Genomic DNA, 25,348 nt, shown 5'->3' on the forward strand with positions numbered 1-25,348 from the left:
GCTGAGACTAAGCACTTCAGAACCATTAACATTACTTAATCAATCATTAACGTTTGGCACTCTGATTGCATCAGATGAGGTGAGAATAGAACCAGGGAAAAAATTTCCCGGAGAACATTATGTCTGATTACACCTCAGGAAATATCAACTTTACCGGACTCGGGTCCGGAACAGACTTCCAGTCACTCATCGACGGGCTGATCAAGCTTGAACGAGTCCATATTAACAGACTCGAAAGCTGGAAAAGCACGTGGAGTGATAAAGTTGAAAAATTTCAGGAACTAAACACCGCCCTACTCGGCTTGCAGACTTCACTCAAGTCCATGGATACTCTTGATGAGTTCATGAGCAAGACTGTGAGCACTTCTGACTCAGACGTAGCCACTGCTACAGCAAATAGCGAAGCAACCGTCACATCCCACACAGTTGAAGTTAATCAACTGGCCCAAAATGATATAATAGTTGGATACCACGGTACGGCCTCCGAAAAAGATACATATTTTACCTCCACTGGAGAATTCACATTTTCCTACGCTGGAGAATCAATTACGCTCAGCAATATTCCCGCAGGAACCACCTTGCAGGGATTTGTCAGCATGATTAATGCCCATGCTGACACTCGTGATAAAATCAGGGCCGCAACCATCAATGATGGTAGCGAAGTCCATTTACAAATTTACGGCCTTGATCTCGGTGCTGAAAATGCTGTCATTCTGTCCAACCTATCTGGAACAGTTTATGATGAGACGGACTTTTATCGCTCTCAAAATGCTCAGAATTCACAAATCAAAGTAGACGGATATCCTTTTTTAGCTGCCCAGTGGATCGAACGCGATACAAATACCGTTGATGATGTTATTCCGGGGGTAACCCTAAACCTGAAAAAAACCACTCCCGCAGGTTCCCCTATCAATATTGGTGTAACAACTGATAAAGAGGGGATGGTCGAAAACGTCCAAAAATTTGTCGACCAAACGAACACTGTCCGGCAAATGATTAAAGACCTGACTTCGGTCACGACTTCATCTGATTCTGCAAAAGGTTCAATCCTGACCGGTAACTACGGTGTCGAACTTTTGGTCGGTCAAAGATTAAAAGACGTAACTGCCAGCAGAGGTATCGGCTTTTCCTGGTTTCATGAAGATCCTGCAACCGGAAACACCTCTGGAGACAGATATTCTGCTCTCTCCCAGTTAGGCATTAAAACCAACGCTGATTCCGGCGGAGCCAACATGGGGCTGCTGGAACTCGATACAGACGAGCTTACCAAAGCTTTGAACGACGATCCGATGGCCGTGGCCAAACTTTTTTCTGCTAACTATTTAGGCGAATCAGAATCTCCGAATCTGACTTATTTGTCCCACATCAGCAATGTTACAGAAGCGGGACAATATAATGTTCAGTACGAAGTCTCCGGTGGCAAGCTTATTTCAGCCTCAATCAACGGGCACACCGCATCAGTTGATTCCACAACATGGCAGATAACTGGAGGAGCGGGTACACCTGCTGCAGGTATGGCTATACGTGTAGAAAACAGGGCGGACGGAGTCTATGGCAACTCCAATACCAAAGCTTCTGACGCCATGAACGTCAACCTGAAATTGGGTAAGATCGGCGAAATGGTCGGTATTCTGGGAGAAATCACCAGCGAAGAAGGTCCTCTTGAGATTCTTCAGGATAACTATGATTCCATCATGAAGAATATCGATAAGAAGATTGCATCAGAAGAAGACCGCATCGCGTTGAAAAAACGTATGCTGACGCAAAAATACGCCAGACTGGATGCACTGCTCGGTAACTATCAGGGCAAATCAGCGCAGCTCACTGCCAGCGTAACCCAGTTGATGAAAGCTTAACCTGAATTGAAAAAAATAAAAAAGAGCCTAATGTTTTCAGAAAAGCCTGCCGATTAATAAGTCAGGAGGAGCAAATACATGCACAAAGCCGCTCAAGCTTATCTTTCAACTCAGGTCCATACCACTTCCAAGGGAGAACTTCTCCTTATGCTTTATGATGCTGCAATCAAGTTCATGAAGCAGGCCAAGGTAAAGATCAACGATAAGGACTACGCCGCCAAGGGAATTCTTATTTCAAAGGCCATTGAAGTTATCTCAGAACTTACCGCCAGCCTGAACAAAGAAAAAGGTGGTGAACTGGCAGAGAACCTCAGCAAACTTTACATTTATTGCAATACCAGACTGCTGCAAGCAAATCTGAAGATGGATAATGAAAAGCTTGATGAAGTAATAAAGATTATCGACGGAATTGCTTCTGCATACCGGGAAATTATCCCCACTGAAGAAGCACAGGCTGCAGTACCTATCCAGACCGCAGCAACCGCAAACAGTGGCACTACCAATATAAACCGCAGTTTTGTCAACGATGCCGGCTATGGCATGCCCAAAGCTCAGAATATTCCCGCCCCTAACTCCATGCGACTCAAAAAAGCCGCAAACGCTTATGGAGGCGGAGCATAACGCGACAACTTTTATTTGCTCCGAATGTTTTAACTTTACAGGCCCCTGCTTCGGCAGGGGCTTTTTATTAATTAAAACAATGCAGAAAACGCCCTCCCCCTTTACTTAGCACCGCGTATCTGTCATTTATTTCTATCATGAAAACTAACAGAATCAGGGTACTTCAGGTCGCCCCGTCACTGGGACTCGGCGGCACTGAAAAAGTAATGCAATCCTTTGCCGTCAATTTGGACAGAAACAAATTCCAAACGGCAGTATACTCCCCTTCCAACGGCCCACGTGGAAAACTTATTCGCGAACAGGAAATCAAAACCTTTATTGGGACAGACCTGCTTTCTGTACTTGATCATTTCCAGCCCCATATAGTCCACATTCACCGCGCAGGTTGGGCTGAACCGGGATCATTACGCCCCTTCAAGCTAACAAAAACCCCAGTGCTGGTTGAAACAAATGTATTCGGACACCACGACCCCAGCCCTGAGGGAAAACTGATTGACCGCCATTTGTTTGTCTCCCATTTCTGCGCTGAAAGATATGAAAGAGTTAACTCCATTCCTACTGTAGAGCCGAAATATTCAGTACTCTACAATCCGGTGGATACTGATTTCTTTCGCGAGAATTGTCCGCCTGACAGAATATTTCCCCGCAACAGCTTTGGTCGAATTTCCCGTGCGGACAAAGGGAAATGGTCCAACCTTGCACTTGATTTCCTGCCCATTCTTCAAAAACAGGTAGACGATGGTGAATTTGCCCCATTCCAATACAGAATAATCGGAGGCATCCCGGAAGCGGAGAAATTCGTTGCCAACAAGAATCTTGATGAGTTCGTCAACTTTCTCCCTCCCGTGCTGACTGATGGAGAAATTGCCGATTTTTTGAATTCCATCAGCTTTCTGGTTCATGCCAACGATACCGGAGAATCTTTTGGGTTGGTCATTGCCGAGGCCATGGCCGCGGGACTCCCGGTTATAACCCACCCCAGCAAAGACCTGCGTGATAACGCTCAACTGGAGCTAGTAGACCACGGTGAGACCGGTTTTATAGCTCACGACACACAAGAATTTGCAAAGGCCATTCGCTTCCTGACCACCCACCCTCAAGAAGCACGGCAAATGGGCGAAAAAGGGCGAAGCAAAGCAGCACAACTTTTCCGAGCGCAGGACATTGCCCTCAAATTAGGCAATATTTATATAGACCTGCTTAAAATGAAAAAAGTAATCTAAGCTATGCCTCATACCTTTGATATATATTCGGAACAGATTCTGAATTACCAACTTTCCGGTCAGGAATTGGAAGGACTGAAAGAAACTCTCGCCACGCCAGAGGAAACAGCGGAGAGACATCTACGCTACGCAAAGCGTCGCAACGCGAAAGCCATAATTATTTTCGGTGCCGGAGATGGAAGACTTGTCAAAATCCTCGCTGAAAAAAAATCAGCAGAACAAGAATTCATAATCTGCGATCTCTACCCTGAACACATCAGGCTGTTAAATAAATATGGTTTTGATAAAATTAAAGAAAACAGCAACTCAAGTCTGCTGACCGACTCTTCCATCTGGGCTTTACTCCTACTGCTCATCCAGAACGGCTACTCCGCAACTGATTCGCACCTGATCCTAAATCCTGATTTGGATGGTAAAAGCAAAAGCAAACATCAAAACCTGCAAAAACTGTTTTCCGGCACCAAACAAATTGAGCCACCGACACATACTTCCCTCTGCAAAATTTCTGCGGCAGCGATCCTAAGCCCGGATGAACCAGAACTTAAAGATTTCATTAACAACTTCCCTGATTGGATTGACGAAATTGTGCTGGTCTGGGATTGCTCGGGGTCTGAAATTGTCCCGGAATTGAATGAATTTCACCGGGCTGAAATTATCAATGTCCGCCACCCTCTTGAAACGAACTTTTCAGCACAACGCAACCGTATGCTGGAAAATTGTTCCGGTGAATGGATTATTTATCTTGATGCAGATGAAAGACTTAGTGAGGAAAGCTGGGAGTCAATGAGACCTCTGACATCCTTTGAAGATTGCAATGGCTGGTACCTTCCCCGCATGACTTTTTATCCGGACCATGAGCACTGCCGCGTTGGCTACGGCCTTTGGCCGGACCTGCAACTCAGAATTTTCAAAAACAATCCTAACCTTAAATTTATAAACAAAATTCATGAACAACTGACCGGGCTGGAGGGCGCATCAGGCATTCTTCCGCATTGCCCGATTCAGCATTTGACCCATCTGCTAAAAAGCAGAGAAAAAATTGAATCTAAACTTGATAATTTCAACCGATCCACCGATGGCCATTTCAATCACAGGCTGGGCAACGAATTTCCGCATATTCCAAACCAATTGCTTAGCCCCCGAAAAGGTAATAAAATCGGTGCCCTGTTACTTCCGGATATTAATATGTCATGATGTTTGTGCACAATTGGCATTGCCTAACAGTATAAAATTTATTAGGTCTGACCGAAATATTCAGACAAACAGCTTCAAGGATTTAATATGAAAGTTACTTGTCCCGAGTGCGATTTCAACAGTGAAATCCCGGTAGATAAAATTCCTGCCACTGCGCAGCTTGCCACCTGTCCTAAATGTCAGGCCAAATTCAAATTCAGAGAACTGGATCAGGATACACCCCCGGTTCCGGGTTTAGCACCTGAAGACATCAGCCATCCTCAACCGGAAGGTGATGAATATCAGGATCCTGCAACCTATGCAGAACAACAAACTAAGGAAGAACAATCTCCTGACGAGCACAGCTACGATCAACCTGCTCCCTATGACGAACAGTTCGGAGAACAACCGGACCAAGTCAATAAAGAACCAATTCAGGATGAAAAATCCGATATCTGGCAGCACCTTGACTCCATGAAGCCCGAAGAGAACCTTCATGAAGAGCATGCTTACGCGACTGAAACCGAGAGTGAAAAGAACGAAGTTCCATTTGAAAATCTGGAAAAATACGGTTTTTTCCCCGGTCTTTTCCTAACTATCAAACAGGTTATCCTCTCCCCGGCAACTTTTTTCAAAGACATGCCACTCAAGGGATTCTTGATGCCTCTGTTTTTCTTCGTCCTGCTGGCCGAATTTCAGGAAATCTGTAATTTCGTCTGGGCCATGACCGGAGTTGATACTTCCATGGGTGCCAACGTAGGACAGATCATGGACGATTCCATGATTGCTGATTCCCTGCAAGACGGAACCGGACCGGCACTGCTCTCGCTGCTTTTATACCCGCTAATGCTAGCAGGAATAAGCTTTCCGCTGATCGGTGTTACCCACATTATGCTCATGATATTCGGAGCCGGGGACCGGGGTTACCAAGCCACTTTCAGAGCCACCGCCTACTCTTACGCCCCCATCATCCTTTGTATTATACCCATTGTGGGAGATATGATCGGCGCACTGGTCAGCGTGGCCATTTCCATCATCGCATACAAAAATATCCATAATACGACATACATGCGGGTTGTGCTTTCAATGGTAATGCCCATTGTGTTACTATTGGTTATTCTGGGCTTCTACATGCAGTTCAACCAGCCCACAATCTAGTTATTGCCGAGGATACTTTATGTTTGGATGGATCAAAGGAAAAGTTGCCAACGCCAAAGAGCGAGTTCGTATTGCAAAAGAAATCAATCCCAAGAGCTTTAGAGTAATGGCCAGGGAAATTTCAGAACTTGCTGACGCCTGTTCTCAAGTATGTTCGCCTAAAAGTGAGATGCTGCAAAAAGTTGAGAGAGTGAAAGGCGAAATGGAGCAACTTACCGAGCTGACCCGGCAACCGGAATTCAAAAAGCTCTCCGTACAACGGAGAATAGAGTTGCGGGAGAGTATGATCCAGTCCAAGGAACAGATACTTGAATCCATGCAGGCTGCACCGTCCCCAACCAAGCTGATACAATAAAAAAGCAAAAGCGGTTCTTCGAAAGAAGAACCGCTTTTTTTGTTGCCTCGAATCATACGGCATAAATATTGCTTTTATTTTAACAGCTATTTTATGGTCAATTTTCAGACACATTTAAACCCAAGTCCGGTTGCCGATATGAAAAAATATTTGCTGATCCTTCTGCTGACCCTGTCTGCGTGCACTCATTTTGAACCGCAGCTCGCCACCCAATCCGTATATTATCAGGATGCCGAGGTGCAGCTATCGCAGCTAATGGTCTACTCAAGGCCTGAAAAACCGCACTACGGACCACTCTCCGCACTTTTTTACCCCTTTCACGTGACTCAGACCATGCATAAGGGCAGTGATTGGGGGCAGCGGGTCTCTAAAGGCATCTGGCAGAACTGGACCAGCCTGCAAGTTTTCCCGTCCATGGTCTATGACGACAACCTGACTTACCGAGGGCTTGACGAAGCTCTTTTCACTGCCCGTTCACTAGGCTATGACCTGCTTGTAGTCGGTTTTGTGCCCTATCTCTATCTGGGACACACCATGGATGATTCCGCTGTCTCTGTTCAGGTTAAAATTTACGAAACCAAACGCGGACAGATGGTCTGCTCCTTTGAACAGAGCGGACGTATTGAAAAGAAAATGGATGACGACTTCATCATAGTGAAACGCGAACACCGTATGCCGGACTCGGCCTTCTATAAAATAATTCAAGCCATTGCCACTGATATGGCCGTGCCGCTCACCTCGTGGGCACGTTACGAGAAAACCAACCAAGGCATGGTCGCAGCACTTATGCCCAATATGGTGGAAATGCAGGCTCCTCCGCAAAGCGGACAGCCCATGCAGCAAAACACTGCCCCAAAGCAGCCCATGGCAGCAAAAAGAACTGCTCCGAAAACAGCACCTGCTCAGGCACAGGCTCCCCAAAAACAAGCCAAACCGCGCTCAATAAACCTTGCGGTTCAGTTTGACGTGGACTCTTCCCAGATCAAACCGGAATCATATCCGCTGCTAAACGAACTGGGTAAGGCTCTTATCAGCGACAGGCTGAAAGACAAGCGGGTTATTATCGGCGGACATACCGATTCAGACGCCAGCCCGGAATATAATACCAAGCTGAGCAAGGACCGTGCAGAGGCTGTCAAAAAATACCTGACCGAGAACTTTCCAATTGCTCCGCAGCGTATCGGCACAACAGGATTCGGTGAATCCAATCCACTGGTGCCTAATACCAGCAAGTACAACAAACTGCTCAACAGACGGGTGCAGGTTTCTATTGCGCCATAAATTTGCCTCCGGCGACCCTTCGGGGACCAGAGAACCCTTTGAAAAGGGTTCTCTGGACTCTCCTAAACTTTTTGTTCTGGCTTCGCCGCTTGGTATGTTTCCTCAGTCTTGAACGACAATTCCCCCTTTCACACACAAATACACACCGACTGAGGAGGTTTTTCATTCTAAGCCATCAATGAATGAGAACAAAACTCAATTATTTTTGCTTATTTTTCAATACCTTAATCCGTACAACACAACTCGATATTTTGCTCTTTTCCCCAGCCTTCATTTATGTTACTCCAAAACTCGCTCTCTCGTTACGCATAATCGATTGATTTTCCCGGTTGACGGCAAGCAAACAGTAATTATTATTACTTCACAGCATGGGAAAACATCGTCAAAACTGATAGCCTGGCTCGTTTTTACGCAGCTAGGGAGGATTTTATAAATGATTGGTATTTCTAAACTTTACTGTGGCGCGGTAGAATCTTCCGATGCCCTGCGTTACGGTCGTGAATCCGGCAAACTGCCTTCACATCTTTTGCAGTTTTCCAAAGATAAAAAGCCTGTTGTTGTCTGGAACATGACCAGACGCTGCAACCTTAAGTGTGTTCACTGTTACGCACAGGCTGTTGATCCTGATGGACAGGATGAAATTTCCACTTCGCAGGCAAAGACAATCATTGATGATCTCGCGGCATTCGGTGCTCCCGTAATGCTTTTTTCCGGCGGCGAACCACTGGTACGCAAAGACCTCGTTGAGCTGGCAAGCTACGCCACCAGCAAAGGTATGCGTGCGGTTATCTCTACCAACGGCACCCTGATCACCAAAGAAAAAGCCCGTGAATTGAAAGAAGTGGGTCTTTCCTATGTAGGTATTTCCATTGACGGAACCGAAGAGACCCACGACAAATTCCGTGGTGTTCCCGGTTCTTACAAGAAAGCACTTCAGGCTGTTGAGAACTGTAAAGCCGAAGGGCTGAAAGTCGGTCTGCGTTTCACCATCAACAAACGCAACTGGACTGAAGTACCTTCCGTATTTCAGGTTCTGCGCGACCTCGAAGTTCCCAGAGCATGTTTCTACCATCTGGTATACTCCGGCCGTGGTTCCGAGCTCATCAAAGAGGATCTGACCCACGCTGAAAGCCGCCAGCTGCTTGACCTGATCATGGACGAGACTAAAGCTCTCTACGATGCAGGCATGCCTAAAGAAATCCTCACCGTTGATAACCACGCTGACGGTGTATACGTATACCAGCGTCTGCTGAAAGAAGATCCCGAGCGCGCTAAAGAAGTGCTTGAACTGCTTCAGTTCAACGAAGGCAACAACTCCGGTCGCGGTATCGGTTGTATCTCCTGGGATGGTCAGGTTCATGCCGACCAGTTCTGGCGCAATCACACCTTCGGCAACGTTCTGGAACGTCCTTTCTCAGAAATCTGGATGGACGAAAAGATCGAACTTCTGCACAAGCTCAAAGATAAAAAAGCCCACGTTGGCGGACGCTGTGCTGAATGTCGCTACCTGAACATCTGTGGCGGTAACTTCCGTGCCCGCGCTGAAGCATACCACGGCGATATCTGGGCAGAAGACCCGGCTTGTTACCTCACTGACGAGGAAATCAAAAAGGACTAGGCCCGCCTGTTTTGACAAGATTTGCAAGACAGTCGTCCTGTCGACGATAGATATTACTAAATCCCGGCGGGCCTACAAGGTCTGCCGGGATTTGTTTTTGATTTGATGCGCTTCGCGCTATTAGATAAATGATTTCGCCTCCGGCTGCCAAAGGGGATAATCCCCTTTGGAATCCTTAACGGTTTAAATTGCCGAGGCTTCAACAAACATCATCTCGCTAACAAGGCGAAGCCCTAATAAAAGTTTTTGGGATTCTTAAACCCTTTTTACAAAAAGGGTTTAAGCCCCCGGAGGGCCGCCGGAGGCATTTATATGGTATTCGACTTTCATAGGGGACGCAGACTTAGGCGCACCCCGATTATTCGTGATCTGGTCAGGGAAACCACTCTTTCCGCCAATGATCTTATGATGCCCTACTTCGTCTATGAAACAGACGATGAAAATTTCAAAAAAGAAGTTTCCTCCATGCCCGGTCAGTTTCAGCTCAGCCTGAAACAGCTGGAAATTAAAGTGGAGGAAGCTATTGCAAACGGACTGAAAAGCCTGATCCTCTTCGGCATTCCCGCTGAAAAGGACCCCGCAGGCACTCAGGCCTACGCCGAGGACGGCATTGTGCAGCAGGCCGTGCGCATGCTGAAAAAACGCTGGCCCGCGCTGCTGGTCTGTACTGACGTGTGTTTGTGTGAGTTCACCTCCCACGGACATTGCGGACTTGTTAAGGATGAAGAAATCCTCAACGACGCAACTCTGGACCTGCTGGCTAAAACAGCCCTCTCTCACGCCAAGGCTGGAGCGGACATGGTCGCACCGTCTGACATGATGGACGGACGTGTTGCCGCTATCCGTGAGATTTTGGATGAAAACGGCTACGCCGACCTGCCACTCATGTCCTATGCGGTTAAATATGCATCCGGCTACTATGGTCCTTTCCGTGAAGCAGCGGAAGGCGCACCCCAATTCGGCGACCGCAAAACCTATCAGATGGACCCGGCCAACGCCCGTGAAGGCCTGCGTGAAGCAGCAGCCGACGTGATCGAAGGTGCGGACATCCTCATGGTAAAACCTGCCGGACCTTACATGGACATTATCCGCCAGACCCGTGATAATTTCGACCTGCCCGTGGCAGCTTATCAGGTCAGCGGTGAATATTCCATGATCAAGGCTGCGGCCTTGAACGGCTGGATCGACGAAGAATCCGTGGTCCATGAATCCCTCATCGGCCTGAAACGGGCAGGAGCGGATTTGATTCTGACCTACTTTACCGAAGACGTACTCAAAAGACTGAGCGAGAAATAATATGAGCGATAAAAAAATGACAGGTGGACACCCCGGCGGACATCCGGGTGGCGGTCATCCCGGTGGAAAAACCGGACATCCCGGTGGCGGACATCCCGGAGGACATCCGGGCGTACATCCCATCCCCCAGAAGAATGCTGACGGCTCACCGCCGCTCAGACTTATTGCATGGGAAATCACCCGCTCCTGCAACCTTGCCTGCAAACATTGTAGAGCTGAAGCACACCCCGAACCTTATCCGGGTGAGCTTTCCACCGAAGAAGCAAAAGCACTTATCGATACCTTCCCTGAAACCGGGGACCCGATCATCATCTTCACCGGCGGCGAACCGCTGCTGCGCCATGATGTTTTCGAACTGGTCTCCTACGCCAATGACAAGGGTCTGCGTTGCGTAATGGCTCCCAACGGAACCCTGCTTACCGCAGAAAATTCCGTACAGCTCAAGGAAGTTGGCGTTCAGCGTTGCTCAATCTCCATTGATGCGAAGGAAGCTAAATATCACGACGAATTCCGTGGCGAAAAAGGTGCATTTGATATGTCCATGCAGGGCATCCAGTATCTGAAAGATGCCGGAATCGAGTTCCAGATCAATACCACTGTGACTCGTAACAACCTGCACATGTTCAAGGATATCTTCCATCTGGCAAAAGACCTTGGAGCAGCCGCATGGCACATTTTCCTGCTGGTTCCCACCGGACGTGCAGCGGAACTTGGGGCGGAAGTAATTTCTGCTGATGAATACGAAGAAGTCCTTAACTGGTTCTACGATTTCCAGAAAACCACCGACATGCAGCTCAAGGCCACCTGCGCACCGCATTATCACCGCATTCTGCGCCAGCGGGCCAAAGAGGAAGGCATTCCGGTCAACTTTGAAAACTTCGGCCTGGATGCGGTCAGTCGCGGCTGTCTCGGCGGTGTAGGATTTTGTTTCATATCACATCGCGGACAGGTACAGCCCTGCGGTTATCTTGACCTTGATTGTGGTAACGTGCGCGAAATTCCTTTCCCGGAAATCTGGGCAAAATCACCGCAATTCCTGAATCTGCGCAACCCCGACACATATGATGGCAAGTGCGGTCACTGTGAATACGAAAAAGTTTGCGGCGGCTGCCGTGCGCGCGCCCAGACCATGGAAGACAACTATCTCGGACCTGAACCGCTCTGTTCTTACGAGCCTAAGAAGAAGCCAAAGACTAAAAAATAACCCGTATATTTTATCAACCACAACGCTTACGGCGAAGCCTTAATAAAAGGTTTAAGAACCCGGCAGGGCCGCCGGAGGCTTTCTAAAGGACAAATACATGGACGCAGTAGATAAAAATATTCTCGGCATTATCCAGTCTGGGTTCCCCATTGTTTCCCGCCCTTACGAAGAGATCGGCAAAATGGTTGGTGTATCCGAAGACGAGGCTCTTTCACGGGTGAACGTCCTGCGCGAAGACGGTGTTATTCGCCGCGTAGGTGCCAACTTCGGTTCCCGTGAACTGGGCTGGCATTCCACTCTTTGCGCAGCAAGTGTGCCCGAAGATAAAATTGATGAATTTGTAGCCGAGGTTAACCGCCACAGCGGAGTTACCCACAACTACCTGCGTGAAAACGACTTCAACATCTGGTTTACCTTCATCGGTCCGGACAAGGAGACCGTACAGGCCACTCTCAGCGCAATTACTGAGAAGACCGGTATCCGCGTTCTCTATCTGCCCGCCACCAAAATGTTCAAAATCAAGGTTGATTTTGACATGAAGGAAGACAAGGAGAAAAAATAATGGCAGCCAAGGAAACCATCATTTCCCCATCCCTACTTTCCTGTGACTTCAGCCGTCTTGCCGACGAACTGAAAGCACTGGAAGAAGCGGGCCTCAAGTGGGCGCACCTCGACGTTATGGACGGAAAATTCGTGCCCAACATCACCTTCGGGCCTCCGGTAATCAAGTCCATGCGCAAGGAATGCAATTTGTTCTTCGACTGCCATCTCATGATCGAGCAGCCCGAACGCTACATTGATGAATTCTGCGATGCCGGGGCTGATCTGCTCTGTATCCACGCCGAATCCACAGTACACCTTGAGCGCGCAGTGGCAGCCATTGCCGAACGCGACGTGAAACCCGCAGTTGCCCTCAATCCCGCTACACCGCTGGAATCCATCAAATACCTGCTTCCGCAGCTGCACATGGTGCTGATCATGTCCGTCAACCCCGGTTTCGGCGGTCAGAAATACATCCCCTTCTGTACCCAGAAGGTACGTGATCTGCGAGCTATGATTGATGAAATGGGTGCCGACACCCTTATCCAGCTGGATGGTGGCGTGACCATGGAAAACTGTCGTGAACTGGTCGAAGCAGGCGCGGACGTGCTTGTTTCCGGCTCCGCGTTTTTCAAATATCCGCCTTACGCAGAGAGACATCAGCTTTTTCTGGAGACCTGCGCAGGCTAGTTTTCCGGTGCTGGGTAAGGGAACTTTTGCACGAGTATGCCCTTACCCAGCCCTAACGCCCTTCAGATAAGATCCACTTATTACTTTATCACACATACATCCTTAAGACTTTCGCACGATTTCAGCAGATCTCCCGGTGTGGTAAACATGTTTCCATAGTCATTCAAGTCACGCAGTAATTGGGGAACATTCTGCGTTGACAACTCCAATGTCTGCCCAGAAAGGGCAAGGCTATGCGCGTACGCAAATTGCGAAACCGCCTCAACAAATTCATCGGAAACAGTCCCCGCAACCTCCTTGGAGTTATCTAAAAATACTTCCTGTAATTCCTTGCACAACTCCTCACCTGAAGGGATCATTTCCTTCTCTAGCTCAAAAGCGGATGCCAACAGTCTTTGTCTTTCCGGCAATTCAGCTTGATCCAGTTTATCCAAAACCTGTTCAATTACATTTTTTTCCTCCAGCTGTGCCGTTGCAGACTTCTGTAGGAGTCCCCCTTTAAATTTGAGTTTATATTTAGGACCAGCATTGGCATAACATTGAGCCACAAACTGCGAACACACCATCGGGGCCTTACCGGGACTTTGATGCTTATGTATATATTCGACGATTGAAGCTGTTATTTTTTTGAAAATTTTGATCATAATTCGCTGCCGAGCCGTACTGGGCGTGAACTTTCTGTATAAAAGCAACAGTCCCACAAAATACAAGCCACTTTGATCGTATGGTTCCTTATCATTAAGATAGGCATTAGCGACAGCTATAACTGGAACCATAGGCAACTCATTTTTCAAACGTCGGACAGTAATCTCCCTGCCCTTAAAGCGCTCAAGCGCTTTATTGGTTGCTACCTGAGGAGGACTCTCTTCAATAATCAGCTGCTTGGGAACATCATAAAACATTGCAGCATGACTCACAGGTGCATCAGTTAAAAATGTAATCGCCCACGAAATAAAACTACCCTTTTCAGCTGAAAAAAGCAGGACATCACCTGCTTCTACATTTCTAATATTCATATGTACTCCCTATTTAGCGCAACTAAACTAGGCATGAAAAAGACTCTCACCACCGACACTACAAATATTATAACATACCCACTTACAAAATAGCTAAGATATTTTCCATATGAACAATTTAATCCTTTCCAACCCACTCTTCTTCTCAAATTTCCAATAAACCTTCTATCCTACCGATTCTGATGGTATAGTGCAGTTAAATTTCCGTAAAAATTTGCAAATACTATGGGAACAACGGCAGCATGTCTTTCAAAAATACATTTCTTATACTAATCTTGACTATATCTATAGCGTTACCCGCATTTGCTGCTGAAAAATGGACGATAACCTCTTTGGACTGGCAACCTTATTCAGGAAAGAATTTACCTGATCAGGGCAAATCCATAGTAAAGCTACGGCAGGCCCTGCAATTAAACAGCATCAAGCTTGAGGTAAAATTTCTCCCGTGGGCCAGAGCCAAAGCCATGGCAACCCAACCTGGGTACATTGGCTATTTTCCTGCGTGGCCGGAAGAAGTAAATGAAGGATTTATCGCGTCCCCACCCGTTGACTGGTCTCAGATTGCCATCATGTCACGGGGAGAAAGAACAATCCCTGCCGATCTTGATTCATTATTTTCCACCCATATTGTCGGGCTCATACGAAGCTATGTATACCCGAAAGAAATAGAAGAAGCGGCCAACCGACACAAAAACAACGTAGACGAAGCACCGGACGAAAATTCACTTGTCAAAAAACTAGCCCGCGGAAGATGCGATATTGCGATCACTGACCCGGCAGTAATGAAGTATTACGCTGAACAAAATAAAATTGAGGACATTGTTGTTTTGAAGCAGATTTGCAAAATCCCCCTGGTTATGGCGATCAAAAAGTCAAAGAGCAGCACTCGCATACTGGAAATATTAACTAAAAACCTTCCCCAACAATGAATATGTAACAAAAAACAGTCTGCTGAGAACATAAAAAAGCCTCCGATAACTTTTCAGTTACCGGAGGCTTGAATTGTACAGTTAATTACTTATTGTTTCCTTTGCCGTTTCCACCCTTATTGCCCTTACCGGAACTCTTGCCCTTGGAGCTGCTTGAGGCGGCATTGGAATTAGAGGTACTTGCGCCAACTCCGCCATCCACACTACCACCGGAGTTTCCACGTCCACCGGAAGCCTTGCCGCTAGAGGCGGATTCAGAGCCCTTGCCGCCACTCTGTGCCTTGCTGGAAGCACGGCTGAGGCCGACAGACTTATCGCCCTTTCCACCAGAAACACCCGGAGTCTTGGATACACCGGACTTAGTATTTCGCGAAGTTGCAACGTTAGACTTCTTGCTCTGTCCGTAATTCTTAGCGGTTGCAGCAGTACCCAGCGCAGTGGTTGCTGCGGCGCTGCGCTTCTGAGCCTGCTTCTGATGTCCAAGCCCGAGAGTACTGGGGTGTACGCCCAGTTCATGGGCTATTTCACCCCAACCCATGCCCTGTTCGCGCATGGAAGAAATGGCTCCGGTATCAATTGAAGCTGCGGCTGCAAGTGTTTCGTCAGCAGTAGTCTGAGCGATTTCAAGACTGCTTTGCGCGGCAGTAAGATCAGCTTCAGCCGCTTCACGATCAGCCTCAGCTGCCGTCAGACTGGATTCAGCTTCAGCTTTAGCAGTCTCTGCCGTGGCCAATTCAGTCTGAGCTTCGGTGAGATCAGCCTGTGCTGCGGCCAGTGCATCAGCATCCTCAGCCTCAGTGGCTGCTGTTACAGCTTCAGTGGCTGCGGTAACAGCATCAGTGGCTGCTGCTACGTCCGCCTCAGCGGTTTCAACCGCAGTATTGAGACTGTCTACAGAAGTCTGGGCAGTCTCCACAGCAGAAGTTGCGGTATCAACATCTTCCTGTGCTTCGGAAACGCCAGCTTCTGCTTCAGCGATAGCTTCGCCGAATTCTTCAGCCTTGGCTTCAGCATCAGCCGCAGCAAGGGCCTCAGCTTTAGCTGCCTGAGCAGGGTTGGAAAATGACGGTGCTTCAGTTTCTTCGCCTGCACCTTCTTCACCGGTTCCGGGATCAGTTGCACCGGGGTCAGTAGTACCGGGATCAGTTGTTTCCGTTGTTTCCGTTGTTCCTCCTTCAGGAGTATCCTGTGCAAACGCAACAGGCACTACCAGCGCAATACACAGAACAAGGACAACAAGCCACCAGATTGATTTTTTAAACATAGTTTTCATAGACTCCTCCCTCCCCTAGTTAACTACAGTTATAAACTGTATGGATTCGTCAAGCTTGAAAGTCCTGCCACTTCTCTCGACCTCTTCAGCTGCACCGAACCAGCTTAAAGGCATTCTTGCAGGATCAAAATCAGGATGCCCGCTCAAAATATAATCACGTACATTCTTGGCACGGGTCTTTGCCAAATCTTCATTTCCATTCACATAAGCCACAATGTGAAAACAAAGTTTCTTATTCTCTTCCATCATTGCTGCAATCACATGCAGGGAACTTTTACTTTCCAGATCAGAATCAACTTTTCCGGGCTTATATTTAATGCTGCGCAAAGTTATATTGCGGGTCCCGAAAATAAAATTGCGATAGGTAAAATCCCCAAGCAAATTTAATTTTTCTGTACCGCTCATGGCCAGTGTACCGTCCGGATAATACTCAAGGAATTTCTTCCAAGCTTTGACAGCTTCATCTTTCTTGCCCTGCCTTCCCAGTATGTCAGCACGGTTGTAGAGAGCTTCGGGATTGTACTTATCGAGTTTGATGACCTTGTCATAAAGGATGAGAGCTTCAATAAGCTTTCCTTCTTCAAGGTAACTGTGGGCGAGGTAGAGATTGGCAGAAATATGATCAGGATCAAGCTTCAGAACATCACGATAGGCAGCCCTTTCCTTGCTGTATTGCTTCAGGGCCCAATAGTTGACGCCGGACCAGAACAGGTAATCAACATTATCAGATTCAATGCTGACGGCTTTTGAAAAATACGGCCGGGCTTCCTTCGGTTTTTTCAAGGCCATGTAATAACGGCCAACATAGTATGCGGAATCTGCATCTTGAGGACTTTCTTGCAGTTTTTCGCTGAATGCCTTGATACCTTCCTTATACTTGTGATTATTCAGGTAGTATGGACCTGAAAATTTAGCACATCCGGTCGCAACAAATACAAGAAAAAACAAAAAGAACAAAAACAAACGTTTCACAACGACCTCCATCGTTTGGAGTTTGTGTCCGCCCCCTAAAAAAAATCCCGTCTACAGATAATATAATACCTGTAGACGGGATTAACAATTCTTTAGATCGTTTAATTTTATAACAGAAAAATTCCAACCTGAATCAAACCAATAATAAAACCGAGAATACCGCCGATGATTTCAATAAATTTAAATTCTTTTTTCATAATGGAAAAAAGGATTGATTCAAGCTGCTCCATGGAAAAACATTCCACTTTGTCCTGAACAATACACTTAAAATCGAGCGAACACTCAAGCTGGGAGGAAGTGGTTTCAATAAGCTTAGGCAGCATGGAGTCAAGTTCCTGAGAAAGCATACCCTTTACGGTCTTCATAGTTTCATCATTAAGAAACATGCCTACCATGGGATGCAGGGAAGTCAACTTCTCCCGAAAAAACACATCCAGATATTCAAGAACAACGTCTTTATGCTTATCGATAAATGCTGGATCGTGAATGACATTTTTAATGTCAGTATGGGAAATCAACTCCCTTTCAATCATTTCACCAAGACGAAGGGCCAATTCTTTCTGCCGCTTAGGGAAAATACCCTGAATGGTAAATGGACCAATTTTAATTGGATTATGCGGATGAAAAAGCATCTTGACTGCAAGAAAATTTGTAAACCAGCCGATTAGAGCACAGATTACAGGAGAAAGAAGAAGCTTCATTGTTATCATTATATTTTTCCTGAATTATTTTTTCTGTTTATCTTAACTTAAGTGCGCGCACATGTTTGTCTAATTTGCAACAAAGTGCAAGTAAATAAACGGCCCCACCCACCTTATACAGATAATACTTGCTTAGTTATAAAATCAGTGTAAACTACTCTGCCTAATAGGGTGGAGTAAAGTGAAGGGTGGTATTATATGAAAAATCTTAGCAGTTCTCGGTCTATCTATACTGAACTGGCAGAACTCAGGGACAAAAATAAGAACCTGAGAAATTCACTACTTTCCAAATGTCCGGATTGTGGACAATTCCGGTTTCGGGATCTGTTTTCAAATGCAGCGTCCGCCATCGTCATTCTGGATAAGAAGGGCAAAATACTCTTTGCCAACTCTGCTTTCACAGCAATCATAGCTTCTACCGAAGAAGAAACTCTCGGTAAGTTGCTGCATGAACTGCTTGTCTCCGAGCATGACACTGAAAGCCGAAAATATTTACACACCCTTTTTTGCGGTCCAGCAGGAAAAGCCAATTTAAGTATGGCTGTCACCGACAAGAATGAAGAACAACATTTCATCGACATGTCAGTAGCTAATATCGACGCTTCCTGCGTTACGCCTGAGACATGCATCTGTATTATGCAGGATGTTACCGCTGAAAAAGAAGCCGAGCATCACCGAGAAAATTTGATTGAAGAGCTGATGGAAGTCAAAGAACTTCAGGAAGACAATGCAGCGCAGCTGGCTACCCTGCTCCATGAACTGGATGAAAAAAATTACGCCCTTGAGCAGGAAATAGCTGAAAGAAAAAAAGCGGAACAGAAACTGAAAGAAAGCGAAGAACGCTTTAAAAATTTAAGCATTACCGATCAGTTGACCGGACTTTTTAACCGTCGGCATATGCTTGATGTTGCAGAAAAAGAGATTTTCAAAAGCCGGAATACCGGAAACCCGTTAAGCGTAATGCTTATGGATGTCGATGACTTTAAAATGTTCAACGACACCTACGGTCATGCAGCCGGGGATGATATCCTTGAAGCCATCGGCTTGATTATCAAGAACAACATCCGCGGCAGGGACAAAGCTTTTCGCTATGGCGGAGAAGAATTTATGGTTATCCTTCCGGAAACAAACGGATTGGAAGCCATAAAAGTAGCTGAAGCTATCCGAACCGCCCTAGCGGCTTACGAATACCGACCGGTAAACGAAGAACCTGTTTACAAGACCATCAGCATTGGTGTGGCGGAATTTTCCAATAACGAATCATTGGAAAGAGTCATTAAACGCGCTGATGACAATATGTACCGCTGCAAAATAAAAGGTAAAAACAGGGTCTACTTTTCCTGTGAATAGCCCTTAGCGGCATCAAAATGGTTTGCCTGAACCGTTTCAGCAAGGTCTTTTTCCAGCTCAACGAAAATCTCATTAAGCCCCGAACTCATAGCTTTTACCAAAGCAGCTGGATCGGTTGTGCCGATTGCTATCTCACGGCTGAAATCGCGAGAATAAACTATAGGCATGTCAGGGGTGCCGTTATTAAGCAGGACGAATTGCATCCTGATGACCGCCTTTGGTTCCGGACCTGAGTAATCACCATAAATAGAATTAACTACCCCTTCCAGAAGCAACTCCCCTGTACCCATGCTGTCCGGCCCCAACACATTGGCAAATATACCGGAATCCCCCATCCAGACACGCAATTCCTGAGTTATCAATGATGCAGGCGGTACAAAAAAAGAATTGTAGTAATCCGCTTCAAAAGCGTTCTCTCCCACCTTGTAAACAAAATCACGATCCTCATAGGTCGGAGAAATCTTAACCCGGCGCACAATAAGATTATTTACTGCATGAACCTTATTCTTCTGCTTGTCCGCCCGAACCACCTCAAGGGTGTAATACTTACGGTCGAGGCTGGGACGCTCCAATTTTACGCACCCCGCTAATCCGCAAGCAGCAATCAAAACAGACAGGACCATAACCTTATAAAAATCAAATTGTGATATTATAGAGATACTCATCACTTACTCCCCTGCTTAAGCGGAGCCTTTTTCGGAGGATCACCGAAAAGGACACCGGAAGGATATTGTCTGGCCTCGCTGCTCAGTTCACGCAGATTTTCCATCAGCTTACGAACATTATCCAGAATAGCTTCGATATTACCCTGCTGCCCGGCCACAGTCATATTCACCCTTGAAAGCGTTGATTCAAAGCGCACAGCCGCCCCTTTGATCCTGTCAGAAGCTTCACTGATATTATTCAGTGTCGTTGAAAGATCAGCCAGAGTCTGCTTGCCTTGAGGACCTGAAAGATACTCCTCCATGCCTCCGGTTACATTCTTTGCACTTTCGGATGCTTTACGGATATCTTTCATGGCAGCCACAATATCCCCGGAAGAACTGTCCATAACCTTACGCATATTGCGGGCCGCAGCAGCCACATCAGGCATAAGACTGTCCACTTCCGGATCAGCCAGCAACTGGTTAATACGCGCGATAAATTTCTCAGCCTCGGTCAGGGTTCCGGTTAATCGTTTGCTGATCTCCCCGGTATCGGAATTTTTAAGAAAAGTACTCATGCTCTGAGCCACGGAACGCACATCTTCAATTGCTTCAGCGATATTGGACTTGTTGATATCTTCCAGCGTATCACTGATGGAGGCCACCGCGCTTTCCACTTTACTCATCATGGATGGTGCGGAAGGTACATACATATTTTTCGGATTCCATGTAATCTCGAGCGGGGGATTCTTCACGGGATTCACATAGTCAATTTCAAGAAAAAGCTGACCGGTAAGTCCCAATGAAACAGGACGGGCGCGTAGCCCCCGGTCCACTTCCTTGTTCAAGGCACGGACAAGATCCTGCCCCTCCTTGGTCTTAAACATTTTATGGTTAAGATCACCAAGAAGATATACATAGCGCAAAGCACTCTGCCCAAGATCCACATAATGATCGGTAACAAAGCCGATATGACTGACCGTACCGATTTTCACCCCGCGAAATTTAATGGGGGAGCCGACCTCAAGGCCGTTCACAGATTCATTCAGATAGGTTTCCATCTTGACGCTATGCTCAAAAATCTTGCCAGCACCAAGAATTGCCAGCACTGAAATAAACAGCAAAACACCGACAATTATAAAAATCCCCAGCCTGAAAGGATTAGTTTTCCGACTCATATATTCTCCATGGCCGCAGGAGTTTCCCCGGCTTTTCCTTCAACTTCACGATGAAAAAATCTGCGCACCTGCGGATGATCCGACTCCTCACGAAGAAGACGGGGATCACCTTCGGCAATAATTCCACGGGTACCCTTATCGAGCATTATGACCCGGTCCGCAATGGAAAAAATTGATTGCAACTCATGGGTTACAATCACAAATGTCACTCCCAGCGAGCGGGAAAGACTACGAATAAGCTCATCAAGTTCGGCAGACGTTATAGGATCAAGCCCAGCTGATGGTTCGTCCAAAAAAAGAATTTTCGGATCGAGAGCCATAGCTCTGGCAATAGCCCCGCGCTTAAGCATTCCTCCTGAAAGTTCAGAAGGCATCTTATCAGCCGACGCTTCCAGACCGACTAGCGAAAGCTTCATACGCGCTGTATAATCCATAGCCTCACGAGGCATTGAGGTAAACTCTTCCAGCGGCAGACGAACATTCTCCAGCAGGGTCATGGAACCAAACAATGCCCCCATCTGATACATAACCCCGATACGCTGCAAAATTTCCAACCGTGTTTGCCCATAGGCAGAACCGATATCATCCCCATCAATAAATATCTGGCCCGCTGTCGGGGGATAAAGTCCGATCATATGTTTGAGCACGGTACTTTTACCGCAACCGGAACCACCAAGTATGACAAAGATTTCACCTTTTCTGACATCGAAGGAAATATTTTCGATTACAACGGTTTCACCATAGGCACAACTCAGCCCCTGCACATTAATTACCTTTTCAATTGCACTGCTCATTAAATCCCCGTCAGGAAAAATATGACTGCAAAAAGTCCGTCAAACACTGCAATAAGAATAATCCCGCTGACCACGGCACTGGTGGTGGAATCTCCCACCGCACTGGCTCCGGACTTGGTAACCAATCCTCGCTGGCAGCCGATTCCGGCCACAAGAAAACTGAAAACTACGGCCTTGATCATACCGCCGGAAAAATCCATCCAATGCACATTCTGGAAAACACGGCCGGTAAACGTACTCAGAGGATAACCCATGGAAAGCATTACTAATGCGCCACCCACTAGGCTCATGAAGTTGAAAAAGAGAGTAAGCAGCGGAGTCATGCAAACTGTTGCCAGCACCCTCGGAAGGACCAGAAAACTAACCGGATTAAGGCCCATGGTATTCAGGGCATCCAATTCCTCATTGACCTTCATGGTTCCGATCTCAGCGGCAAAAGCGGACCCGGTCCGTCCAGCCAGCAGGATTGCTGTGACCATGGGGCCAAGCTCGCGAAACATGACCAGCCCGAGCATGTTGGGTACGAAAATTTCAGCCCCGAAACGCATTAGGGATACGGCGGACTGGAAAGACATAATCAAGCCCATCAAAAAACCGATCAGAAGGATGATAGGCAGCCCATCGGCCCCAACTTTTTCACAAGTCAGCCAGAAATCAGACCAGCGCAGTTTATTTTTACTGGTCGCGGTGCTCAGGGAGGCAATGACGCAATTTCCGGTGAATTCAATCTGCTCACGCATGTCTGCGGCCACAACCTGACCTGAAAGCCCGATGGAAGTAATCCAGCCCCGTATTCCGCCCTTCCCTTTATCCTGCCTCTGCGGGGGAGCTGCTTTATCCACATCGAACAGATCAAGAAAACCGGCAAATTCAGGGCGCAACCCATTAATAGACAAAACAGTACCCCGATCCCGACAACCAGCCTTCATCATCATGAACAATGAAGCACCGCCGCCGTCCAGATACTCAAGCCCGGAACACTCCACAGTGGAACACCCCGCCGCCACAGCGGAACGGGCCTGTTCCCAGACTTCTCCGGCTCCTTCGGCATCTAAACGACCCGAGAGGACTACGCCTGAAGTAGATTTCTTAAATAACACTGAACCTGAAACCATAATTATAATTCACTCTTTTTAAATTATACATCATGTTTTAGCAGGTGGTTACTTGAAAGGAAAGCAAGAAGTGTGCGCCATACCAATGTTACCTTATTTACTTTATCTATAAGTTTCCATTTCGCGACTACGATGATATATTCTTAGCTTATGAAAAGAAATCATCAGCAACCACAAACCAATACGGCCTATGGAGGCATGTCAATGACTATAAAAATGAAACTGTGGTCTATCGGAGCACTGGCCATTGCAGGTTTTCTGGCTGTTTTTGCTATTAACTACTTCGGCGCGCAACAGGTTCAAAAAGACCTGATCATGGAAGAACACGCCCTTCAGCTCGAAATTGAAATGTTGCAGGCCCGGCGGTCAGAAAAAGACTTTATCCTGCGCAAAAAAACTGAATACATCGATACGCTAAAAGCAAAAATCGGCACTATGCAGGTGCATCTTGAAGAACTGGCACACGGTCCCTTTAAAGAGCTTGCTGAACAAGGTAAATCCCTTACTTCCGGCTATGAGAAACAGTTCATGGTCGTTGCCAATAGTTACATAAAACTCGGCCTGACCAAGGACTCCGGCCTGCTTGGAGAGTTGCGAAAAGCTGTTCGCGATGCGGAAAAAGCAGTCATGGGGAGTGACAAGCTTTATGAAGCTGGAATTCTCAGACTGCGCAGAAATGAAAAAGATTTCATGATCAGAATTGATTCAAAATATCTGGATAAATTCAATAAAAACATGGCCACACTGGTCTCAAATGTTGAACAATCAGACTTTGCTCTGGAACGCAGACAATACATTCTTGATAAACTCAAAATATATAGTGAAGGCATGGATAGATATGCTCAGGGAACTCTCCGCATAGAATCTGAACAAAACAAATTCAGGGCCATAATCCATAAGATGGAACCTATTCTTGAAGAACTGGCCCATAAATCTGAAGAACAACTGCACCAGCAGCAAAAACTGATAAGCACCTCTACAATCGTAGCAGAGTTGATTGCCGCAATATTGCTCATTAGTGCAATATTATTCATAATCCGATCCATACTCGGCCCACTTTCAGCTTTACAGACATGCGCTCAGGATGTCAGCGACGGCGACTTTGACTCCTGCGACAGAATTAGCTTCCATGGCGAACTTGAAGCCCTACGCGTGACCATTGCTGAGATGGTCGTCCAATTGAAAAAGAGTATGGACGAAGCCGAACAAAAATCTATCGAAGCAGACAAGCAGGCCCAGAAAGCACAGGAGGCTATGGAAGAGGCACATTCTGAAAAAGAATATGCAACCTCCCTGCTTGAAACACTTTCCGCAATTGCTGACGATGCTGGGGACATTACCTTGAGCCTCAACTCTGCGGCAGAACAACTTGCCCGCCAGTCTTCGGGGATCATGAATGGGGCCGACAACCAGAAGCACCGGGTGCAGGAAACCGCTACAGCTGTTGACCAAATGAGTGCAACTATCCTTGAAGTTGCCAGCAATTCTTCCAATGCCTCAGAAGGCACCCGTGACGCTGCCGAAAAAGCACATGAAGGATTTTCCATTGTTGAGCAGGTGGTCGGAGCAACCAATCAGGCTCAGGAAAGTGCCGGAGAACTTCAAACCGCCCTCGCCAAGCAAGACCAGCAAGCCGAATCCATCGGACAGATCATGAATGTCATTTCCGACATTGCCGATCAGACCAACCTTCTAGCCCTGAATGCTGCCATTGAAGCAGCACGGGCAGGTGAAGCAGGACGCGGGTTCGCAGTTGTAGCGGATGAAGTCCGTAAGCTTGCGGAAAAAACCATGACCGCTACGCAAGAAGTAGGCAGTGCCATTTCAGAAATTCAAAACGGCACGTCCGCCAGCCTGTCCATCATGAAGACAACTGATGACGCGGTGACAAAATGCTCTGAATTAGCGGAGGATGCCGGGAATTCACTGAAAAACATCGTTGAAATCGTTAACGAATCAGCAAATCAGGTTGAATTGATCGCCACCGCAACCGAAGAACAATCCGCAGCGGCCGAACAAATCAATTCATCCACCATGGAAATAAGCACCATCTCAGCTGAGATATCAGAGAATGTAACCCAGTCCGCAGAGGCAGCCGATAACGTCAGCCAGCTTGCATCTGAGCTTCAGGCACTTATTGAAAAGATGAACGAAGCCAAAGATAATCGTTAATCTGATCAGTCCTTTCAATAGCTCTCCCTGAATTACTTAAAACATAAAATACCATGTCAGCACTCCCCTGTTTAATCTGGTAGTATACCAGTAAAAGTGAAACTAGCAGGAGGCTGACATGGCTAAAATGACAATATCATCAGTTGGCAGGTTTGTGGAAGCATTTCTCGGGCAACGTTTTTTCGTAGG

The 25,348-nt window shown here is 46.9% G+C and carries 23 protein-coding genes; 15 read left to right on the forward strand and 8 right to left on the reverse strand.

Annotated elements, in window-relative coordinates; all coding sequences use genetic code 11:
* The first annotated feature begins 119 nt into the window (after window positions 1–119).
* The 12 genes from D0S45_14770 to rpe all read left to right on the forward strand — a co-directional run bounded on the left by D0S45_14770 (window position 120) and on the right by rpe (window position 13,015).
* The gene (locus D0S45_14770) at window positions 120–1,856 is read left to right on the forward strand and encodes a flagellar hook protein (protein TIH13571.1); all 1,737 of its coding nucleotides are present in this window, start codon (window positions 120–122) and stop codon (window positions 1,854–1,856) included.
* Between the two features lie 78 nt (window positions 1,857–1,934).
* Complete coding sequence (gene fliS / locus D0S45_14775) at window positions 1,935–2,477, forward strand: flagellar export chaperone FliS (protein ID TIH13572.1); 543 nt, start codon at window positions 1,935–1,937, stop codon at window positions 2,475–2,477.
* A gap of 137 nt (window positions 2,478–2,614) precedes the next feature.
* A complete protein-coding gene (locus D0S45_14780; GenBank protein TIH13573.1) occupies window positions 2,615–3,700 on the forward strand; it encodes a glycosyltransferase in 1,086 nt (361 codons plus the stop codon).
* A 3-nt stretch (window positions 3,701–3,703) separates the two neighbouring features.
* Window positions 3,704–4,894 carry a glycosyltransferase gene (locus D0S45_14785; protein TIH13574.1) on the forward strand — a complete coding sequence of 397 codons (1,191 nt, stop codon included), beginning with the start codon at window positions 3,704–3,706 and terminating at the stop codon, window positions 4,892–4,894.
* Between the two features lie 87 nt (window positions 4,895–4,981).
* The gene (locus tag D0S45_14790; GenBank protein ID TIH13575.1) at window positions 4,982–6,031 is read left to right on the forward strand and encodes a hypothetical protein; all 1,050 of its coding nucleotides are present in this window, start codon (window positions 4,982–4,984) and stop codon (window positions 6,029–6,031) included.
* 19 nt (window positions 6,032–6,050) lie between these two features.
* Complete coding sequence (locus tag D0S45_14795; GenBank protein ID TIH13576.1) at window positions 6,051–6,386, forward strand: hypothetical protein; 336 nt, start codon at window positions 6,051–6,053, stop codon at window positions 6,384–6,386.
* A 93-nt stretch (window positions 6,387–6,479) separates the two neighbouring features.
* Window positions 6,480–7,667: an OmpA family protein gene (locus D0S45_14800; protein ID TIH13577.1), complete on the forward strand. Its 1,188-nt coding sequence runs from the start codon at window positions 6,480–6,482 to the stop codon at window positions 7,665–7,667.
* 433 nt (window positions 7,668–8,100) lie between these two features.
* Window positions 8,101–9,285: a 12,18-didecarboxysiroheme deacetylase gene (ahbC, locus tag D0S45_14805; GenBank protein ID TIH13578.1), complete on the forward strand. Its 1,185-nt coding sequence runs from the start codon at window positions 8,101–8,103 to the stop codon at window positions 9,283–9,285.
* Between the two features lie 312 nt (window positions 9,286–9,597).
* A complete protein-coding gene (gene hemB, locus D0S45_14810; GenBank protein TIH13579.1) occupies window positions 9,598–10,581 on the forward strand; it encodes a porphobilinogen synthase in 984 nt (327 codons plus the stop codon).
* Between the two features lies 1 nt (window position 10,582).
* The gene (ahbD, locus tag D0S45_14815; protein TIH13580.1) at window positions 10,583–11,785 is read left to right on the forward strand and encodes a heme b synthase; all 1,203 of its coding nucleotides are present in this window, start codon (window positions 10,583–10,585) and stop codon (window positions 11,783–11,785) included.
* A 97-nt stretch (window positions 11,786–11,882) separates the two neighbouring features.
* Window positions 11,883–12,347 (forward strand): Lrp/AsnC family transcriptional regulator, encoded by a 465-nt coding sequence (locus D0S45_14820; protein ID TIH13581.1) that lies wholly within the window; start codon window positions 11,883–11,885, stop codon window positions 12,345–12,347.
* On the forward strand, window positions 12,347–13,015 hold the full coding sequence (gene rpe / locus D0S45_14825) for a ribulose-phosphate 3-epimerase (protein ID TIH13582.1): 669 nt from the start codon (window positions 12,347–12,349) through the stop codon (window positions 13,013–13,015). The genes D0S45_14820 and rpe overlap by 1 nt, the downstream gene beginning before the upstream one ends.
* A gap of 80 nt (window positions 13,016–13,095) precedes the next feature.
* Here the strand turns inward: rpe and D0S45_14830 are convergent, their stop codons facing one another.
* Window positions 13,096–14,031 carry a hypothetical protein gene (locus D0S45_14830; protein ID TIH13583.1) on the reverse strand — a complete coding sequence of 312 codons (936 nt, stop codon included), beginning with the start codon at window positions 14,029–14,031 and terminating at the stop codon, window positions 13,096–13,098.
* 242 nt (window positions 14,032–14,273) lie between these two features.
* Here D0S45_14830 and D0S45_14835 point away from each other — a divergent pair, with 242 nt between their 5' ends.
* The gene (locus D0S45_14835) at window positions 14,274–14,960 is read left to right on the forward strand and encodes a hypothetical protein (GenBank protein TIH13584.1); all 687 of its coding nucleotides are present in this window, start codon (window positions 14,274–14,276) and stop codon (window positions 14,958–14,960) included.
* Between the two features lie 85 nt (window positions 14,961–15,045).
* On the opposite strand, the gene D0S45_14840 is transcribed toward D0S45_14835, so the two are convergent.
* The 3 genes from D0S45_14840 to D0S45_14850 form a co-directional block, all read right to left on the reverse strand.
* Window positions 15,046–16,233 (reverse strand): hypothetical protein, encoded by a 1,188-nt coding sequence (locus tag D0S45_14840; GenBank protein TIH13585.1) that lies wholly within the window; start codon window positions 16,231–16,233, stop codon window positions 15,046–15,048.
* Between the two features lie 15 nt (window positions 16,234–16,248).
* Window positions 16,249–17,217 (reverse strand): tetratricopeptide repeat protein, encoded by a 969-nt coding sequence (locus tag D0S45_14845; GenBank protein TIH13586.1) that lies wholly within the window; start codon window positions 17,215–17,217, stop codon window positions 16,249–16,251.
* Between the two features lie 95 nt (window positions 17,218–17,312).
* Window positions 17,313–17,915, reverse strand: coding sequence for a DUF445 family protein (locus D0S45_14850; GenBank protein TIH13587.1), 603 nt, complete (start codon window positions 17,913–17,915; stop codon window positions 17,313–17,315).
* A 189-nt stretch (window positions 17,916–18,104) separates the two neighbouring features.
* On the opposite strand from D0S45_14850, the gene D0S45_14855 reads away from it, so the two are divergent.
* Window positions 18,105–19,256, forward strand: coding sequence for a sensor domain-containing diguanylate cyclase (locus D0S45_14855; GenBank protein TIH13588.1), 1,152 nt, complete (start codon window positions 18,105–18,107; stop codon window positions 19,254–19,256).
* Here D0S45_14855 and D0S45_14860 read toward each other — a convergent pair.
* The 4 genes from D0S45_14860 to D0S45_14875 are packed head-to-tail and all read right to left on the reverse strand — an operon-like array spanning window position 19,238 to window position 22,987.
* Window positions 19,238–19,921, reverse strand: coding sequence for a hypothetical protein (locus D0S45_14860; GenBank protein TIH13589.1), 684 nt, complete (start codon window positions 19,919–19,921; stop codon window positions 19,238–19,240). The genes D0S45_14855 and D0S45_14860 overlap by 19 nt on opposite strands.
* A complete protein-coding gene (locus tag D0S45_14865; protein TIH13590.1) occupies window positions 19,921–21,078 on the reverse strand; it encodes an MCE family protein in 1,158 nt (385 codons plus the stop codon). Before D0S45_14865 ends, D0S45_14860 begins: the two co-directional genes overlap by 1 nt.
* Complete coding sequence (locus D0S45_14870; GenBank protein ID TIH13591.1) at window positions 21,075–21,872, reverse strand: ATP-binding cassette domain-containing protein; 798 nt, start codon at window positions 21,870–21,872, stop codon at window positions 21,075–21,077. The genes D0S45_14865 and D0S45_14870 overlap by 4 nt, the downstream gene beginning before the upstream one ends.
* Window positions 21,872–22,987, reverse strand: coding sequence for an MlaE family lipid ABC transporter permease subunit (locus tag D0S45_14875; GenBank protein TIH13592.1), 1,116 nt, complete (start codon window positions 22,985–22,987; stop codon window positions 21,872–21,874). The genes D0S45_14870 and D0S45_14875 overlap by 1 nt, the downstream gene beginning before the upstream one ends.
* Before the next feature lie 204 nt (window positions 22,988–23,191).
* On the opposite strand from D0S45_14875, the gene D0S45_14880 reads away from it, so the two are divergent.
* Entirely contained in the window at window positions 23,192–25,159 is a 1,968-nt protein-coding gene (locus D0S45_14880; protein ID TIH13593.1) for a methyl-accepting chemotaxis protein, read from the forward strand.
* The last annotated feature ends 189 nt before the right edge of the window (window positions 25,160–25,348 follow it).

The sequence above is a fragment of the Marinifilum sp. JC120 genome (genome assembly GCA_004923195.1).
Classification (GTDB): Bacteria; Desulfobacterota; Desulfovibrionia; order Desulfovibrionales; family Desulfovibrionaceae; genus Maridesulfovibrio.

What these genes read in the sequence shown, in the direction of transcription:
- D0S45_14785 (TIH13574.1), top strand. Translation starts at nt 3,704, where the DNA reads ATGCCTCATACCTTTGATATATATTCGGAACAGATTCTGAATTACCAA.
- D0S45_14880 (TIH13593.1), top strand. Translation starts at nt 23,192, where the DNA reads ATGACTATAAAAATGAAACTGTGGTCTATCGGAGCACTGGCCATTGCA.
- D0S45_14840 (TIH13585.1), bottom strand. Translation starts at nt 16,233, where the DNA reads ATGAAAACTATGTTTAAAAAATCAATCTGGTGGCTTGTTGTCCTTGTT.
- D0S45_14830 (TIH13583.1), bottom strand. Translation starts at nt 14,031, where the DNA reads ATGAATATTAGAAATGTAGAAGCAGGTGATGTCCTGCTTTTTTCAGCT.
- D0S45_14790 (TIH13575.1), top strand. Translation starts at nt 4,982, where the DNA reads ATGAAAGTTACTTGTCCCGAGTGCGATTTCAACAGTGAAATCCCGGTA.
- D0S45_14875 (TIH13592.1), bottom strand. Translation starts at nt 22,987, where the DNA reads ATGGTTTCAGGTTCAGTGTTATTTAAGAAATCTACTTCAGGCGTAGTC.
- D0S45_14850 (TIH13587.1), bottom strand. Translation starts at nt 17,915, where the DNA reads ATGATAACAATGAAGCTTCTTCTTTCTCCTGTAATCTGTGCTCTAATC.
- hemB (TIH13579.1), top strand. Translation starts at nt 9,598, where the DNA reads ATGGTATTCGACTTTCATAGGGGACGCAGACTTAGGCGCACCCCGATT.
- rpe (TIH13582.1), top strand. Translation starts at nt 12,347, where the DNA reads ATGGCAGCCAAGGAAACCATCATTTCCCCATCCCTACTTTCCTGTGAC.
- D0S45_14780 (TIH13573.1), top strand. Translation starts at nt 2,615, where the DNA reads ATGAAAACTAACAGAATCAGGGTACTTCAGGTCGCCCCGTCACTGGGA.
- D0S45_14795 (TIH13576.1), top strand. Translation starts at nt 6,051, where the DNA reads ATGTTTGGATGGATCAAAGGAAAAGTTGCCAACGCCAAAGAGCGAGTT.
- D0S45_14870 (TIH13591.1), bottom strand. Translation starts at nt 21,872, where the DNA reads ATGAGCAGTGCAATTGAAAAGGTAATTAATGTGCAGGGGCTGAGTTGT.
- ahbC (TIH13578.1), top strand. Translation starts at nt 8,101, where the DNA reads ATGATTGGTATTTCTAAACTTTACTGTGGCGCGGTAGAATCTTCCGAT.
- D0S45_14860 (TIH13589.1), bottom strand. Translation starts at nt 19,921, where the DNA reads ATGAGTATCTCTATAATATCACAATTTGATTTTTATAAGGTTATGGTC.
- D0S45_14855 (TIH13588.1), top strand. Translation starts at nt 18,105, where the DNA reads ATGAAAAATCTTAGCAGTTCTCGGTCTATCTATACTGAACTGGCAGAA.
- fliS (TIH13572.1), top strand. Translation starts at nt 1,935, where the DNA reads ATGCACAAAGCCGCTCAAGCTTATCTTTCAACTCAGGTCCATACCACT.
- D0S45_14845 (TIH13586.1), bottom strand. Translation starts at nt 17,217, where the DNA reads ATGGAGGTCGTTGTGAAACGTTTGTTTTTGTTCTTTTTGTTTTTTCTT.
- D0S45_14835 (TIH13584.1), top strand. Translation starts at nt 14,274, where the DNA reads ATGTCTTTCAAAAATACATTTCTTATACTAATCTTGACTATATCTATA.
- D0S45_14770 (TIH13571.1), top strand. Translation starts at nt 120, where the DNA reads ATGTCTGATTACACCTCAGGAAATATCAACTTTACCGGACTCGGGTCC.
- D0S45_14820 (TIH13581.1), top strand. Translation starts at nt 11,883, where the DNA reads ATGGACGCAGTAGATAAAAATATTCTCGGCATTATCCAGTCTGGGTTC.
- ahbD (TIH13580.1), top strand. Translation starts at nt 10,583, where the DNA reads ATGAGCGATAAAAAAATGACAGGTGGACACCCCGGCGGACATCCGGGT.
- D0S45_14865 (TIH13590.1), bottom strand. Translation starts at nt 21,078, where the DNA reads ATGAGTCGGAAAACTAATCCTTTCAGGCTGGGGATTTTTATAATTGTC.
- D0S45_14800 (TIH13577.1), top strand. Translation starts at nt 6,480, where the DNA reads ATGGTCAATTTTCAGACACATTTAAACCCAAGTCCGGTTGCCGATATG.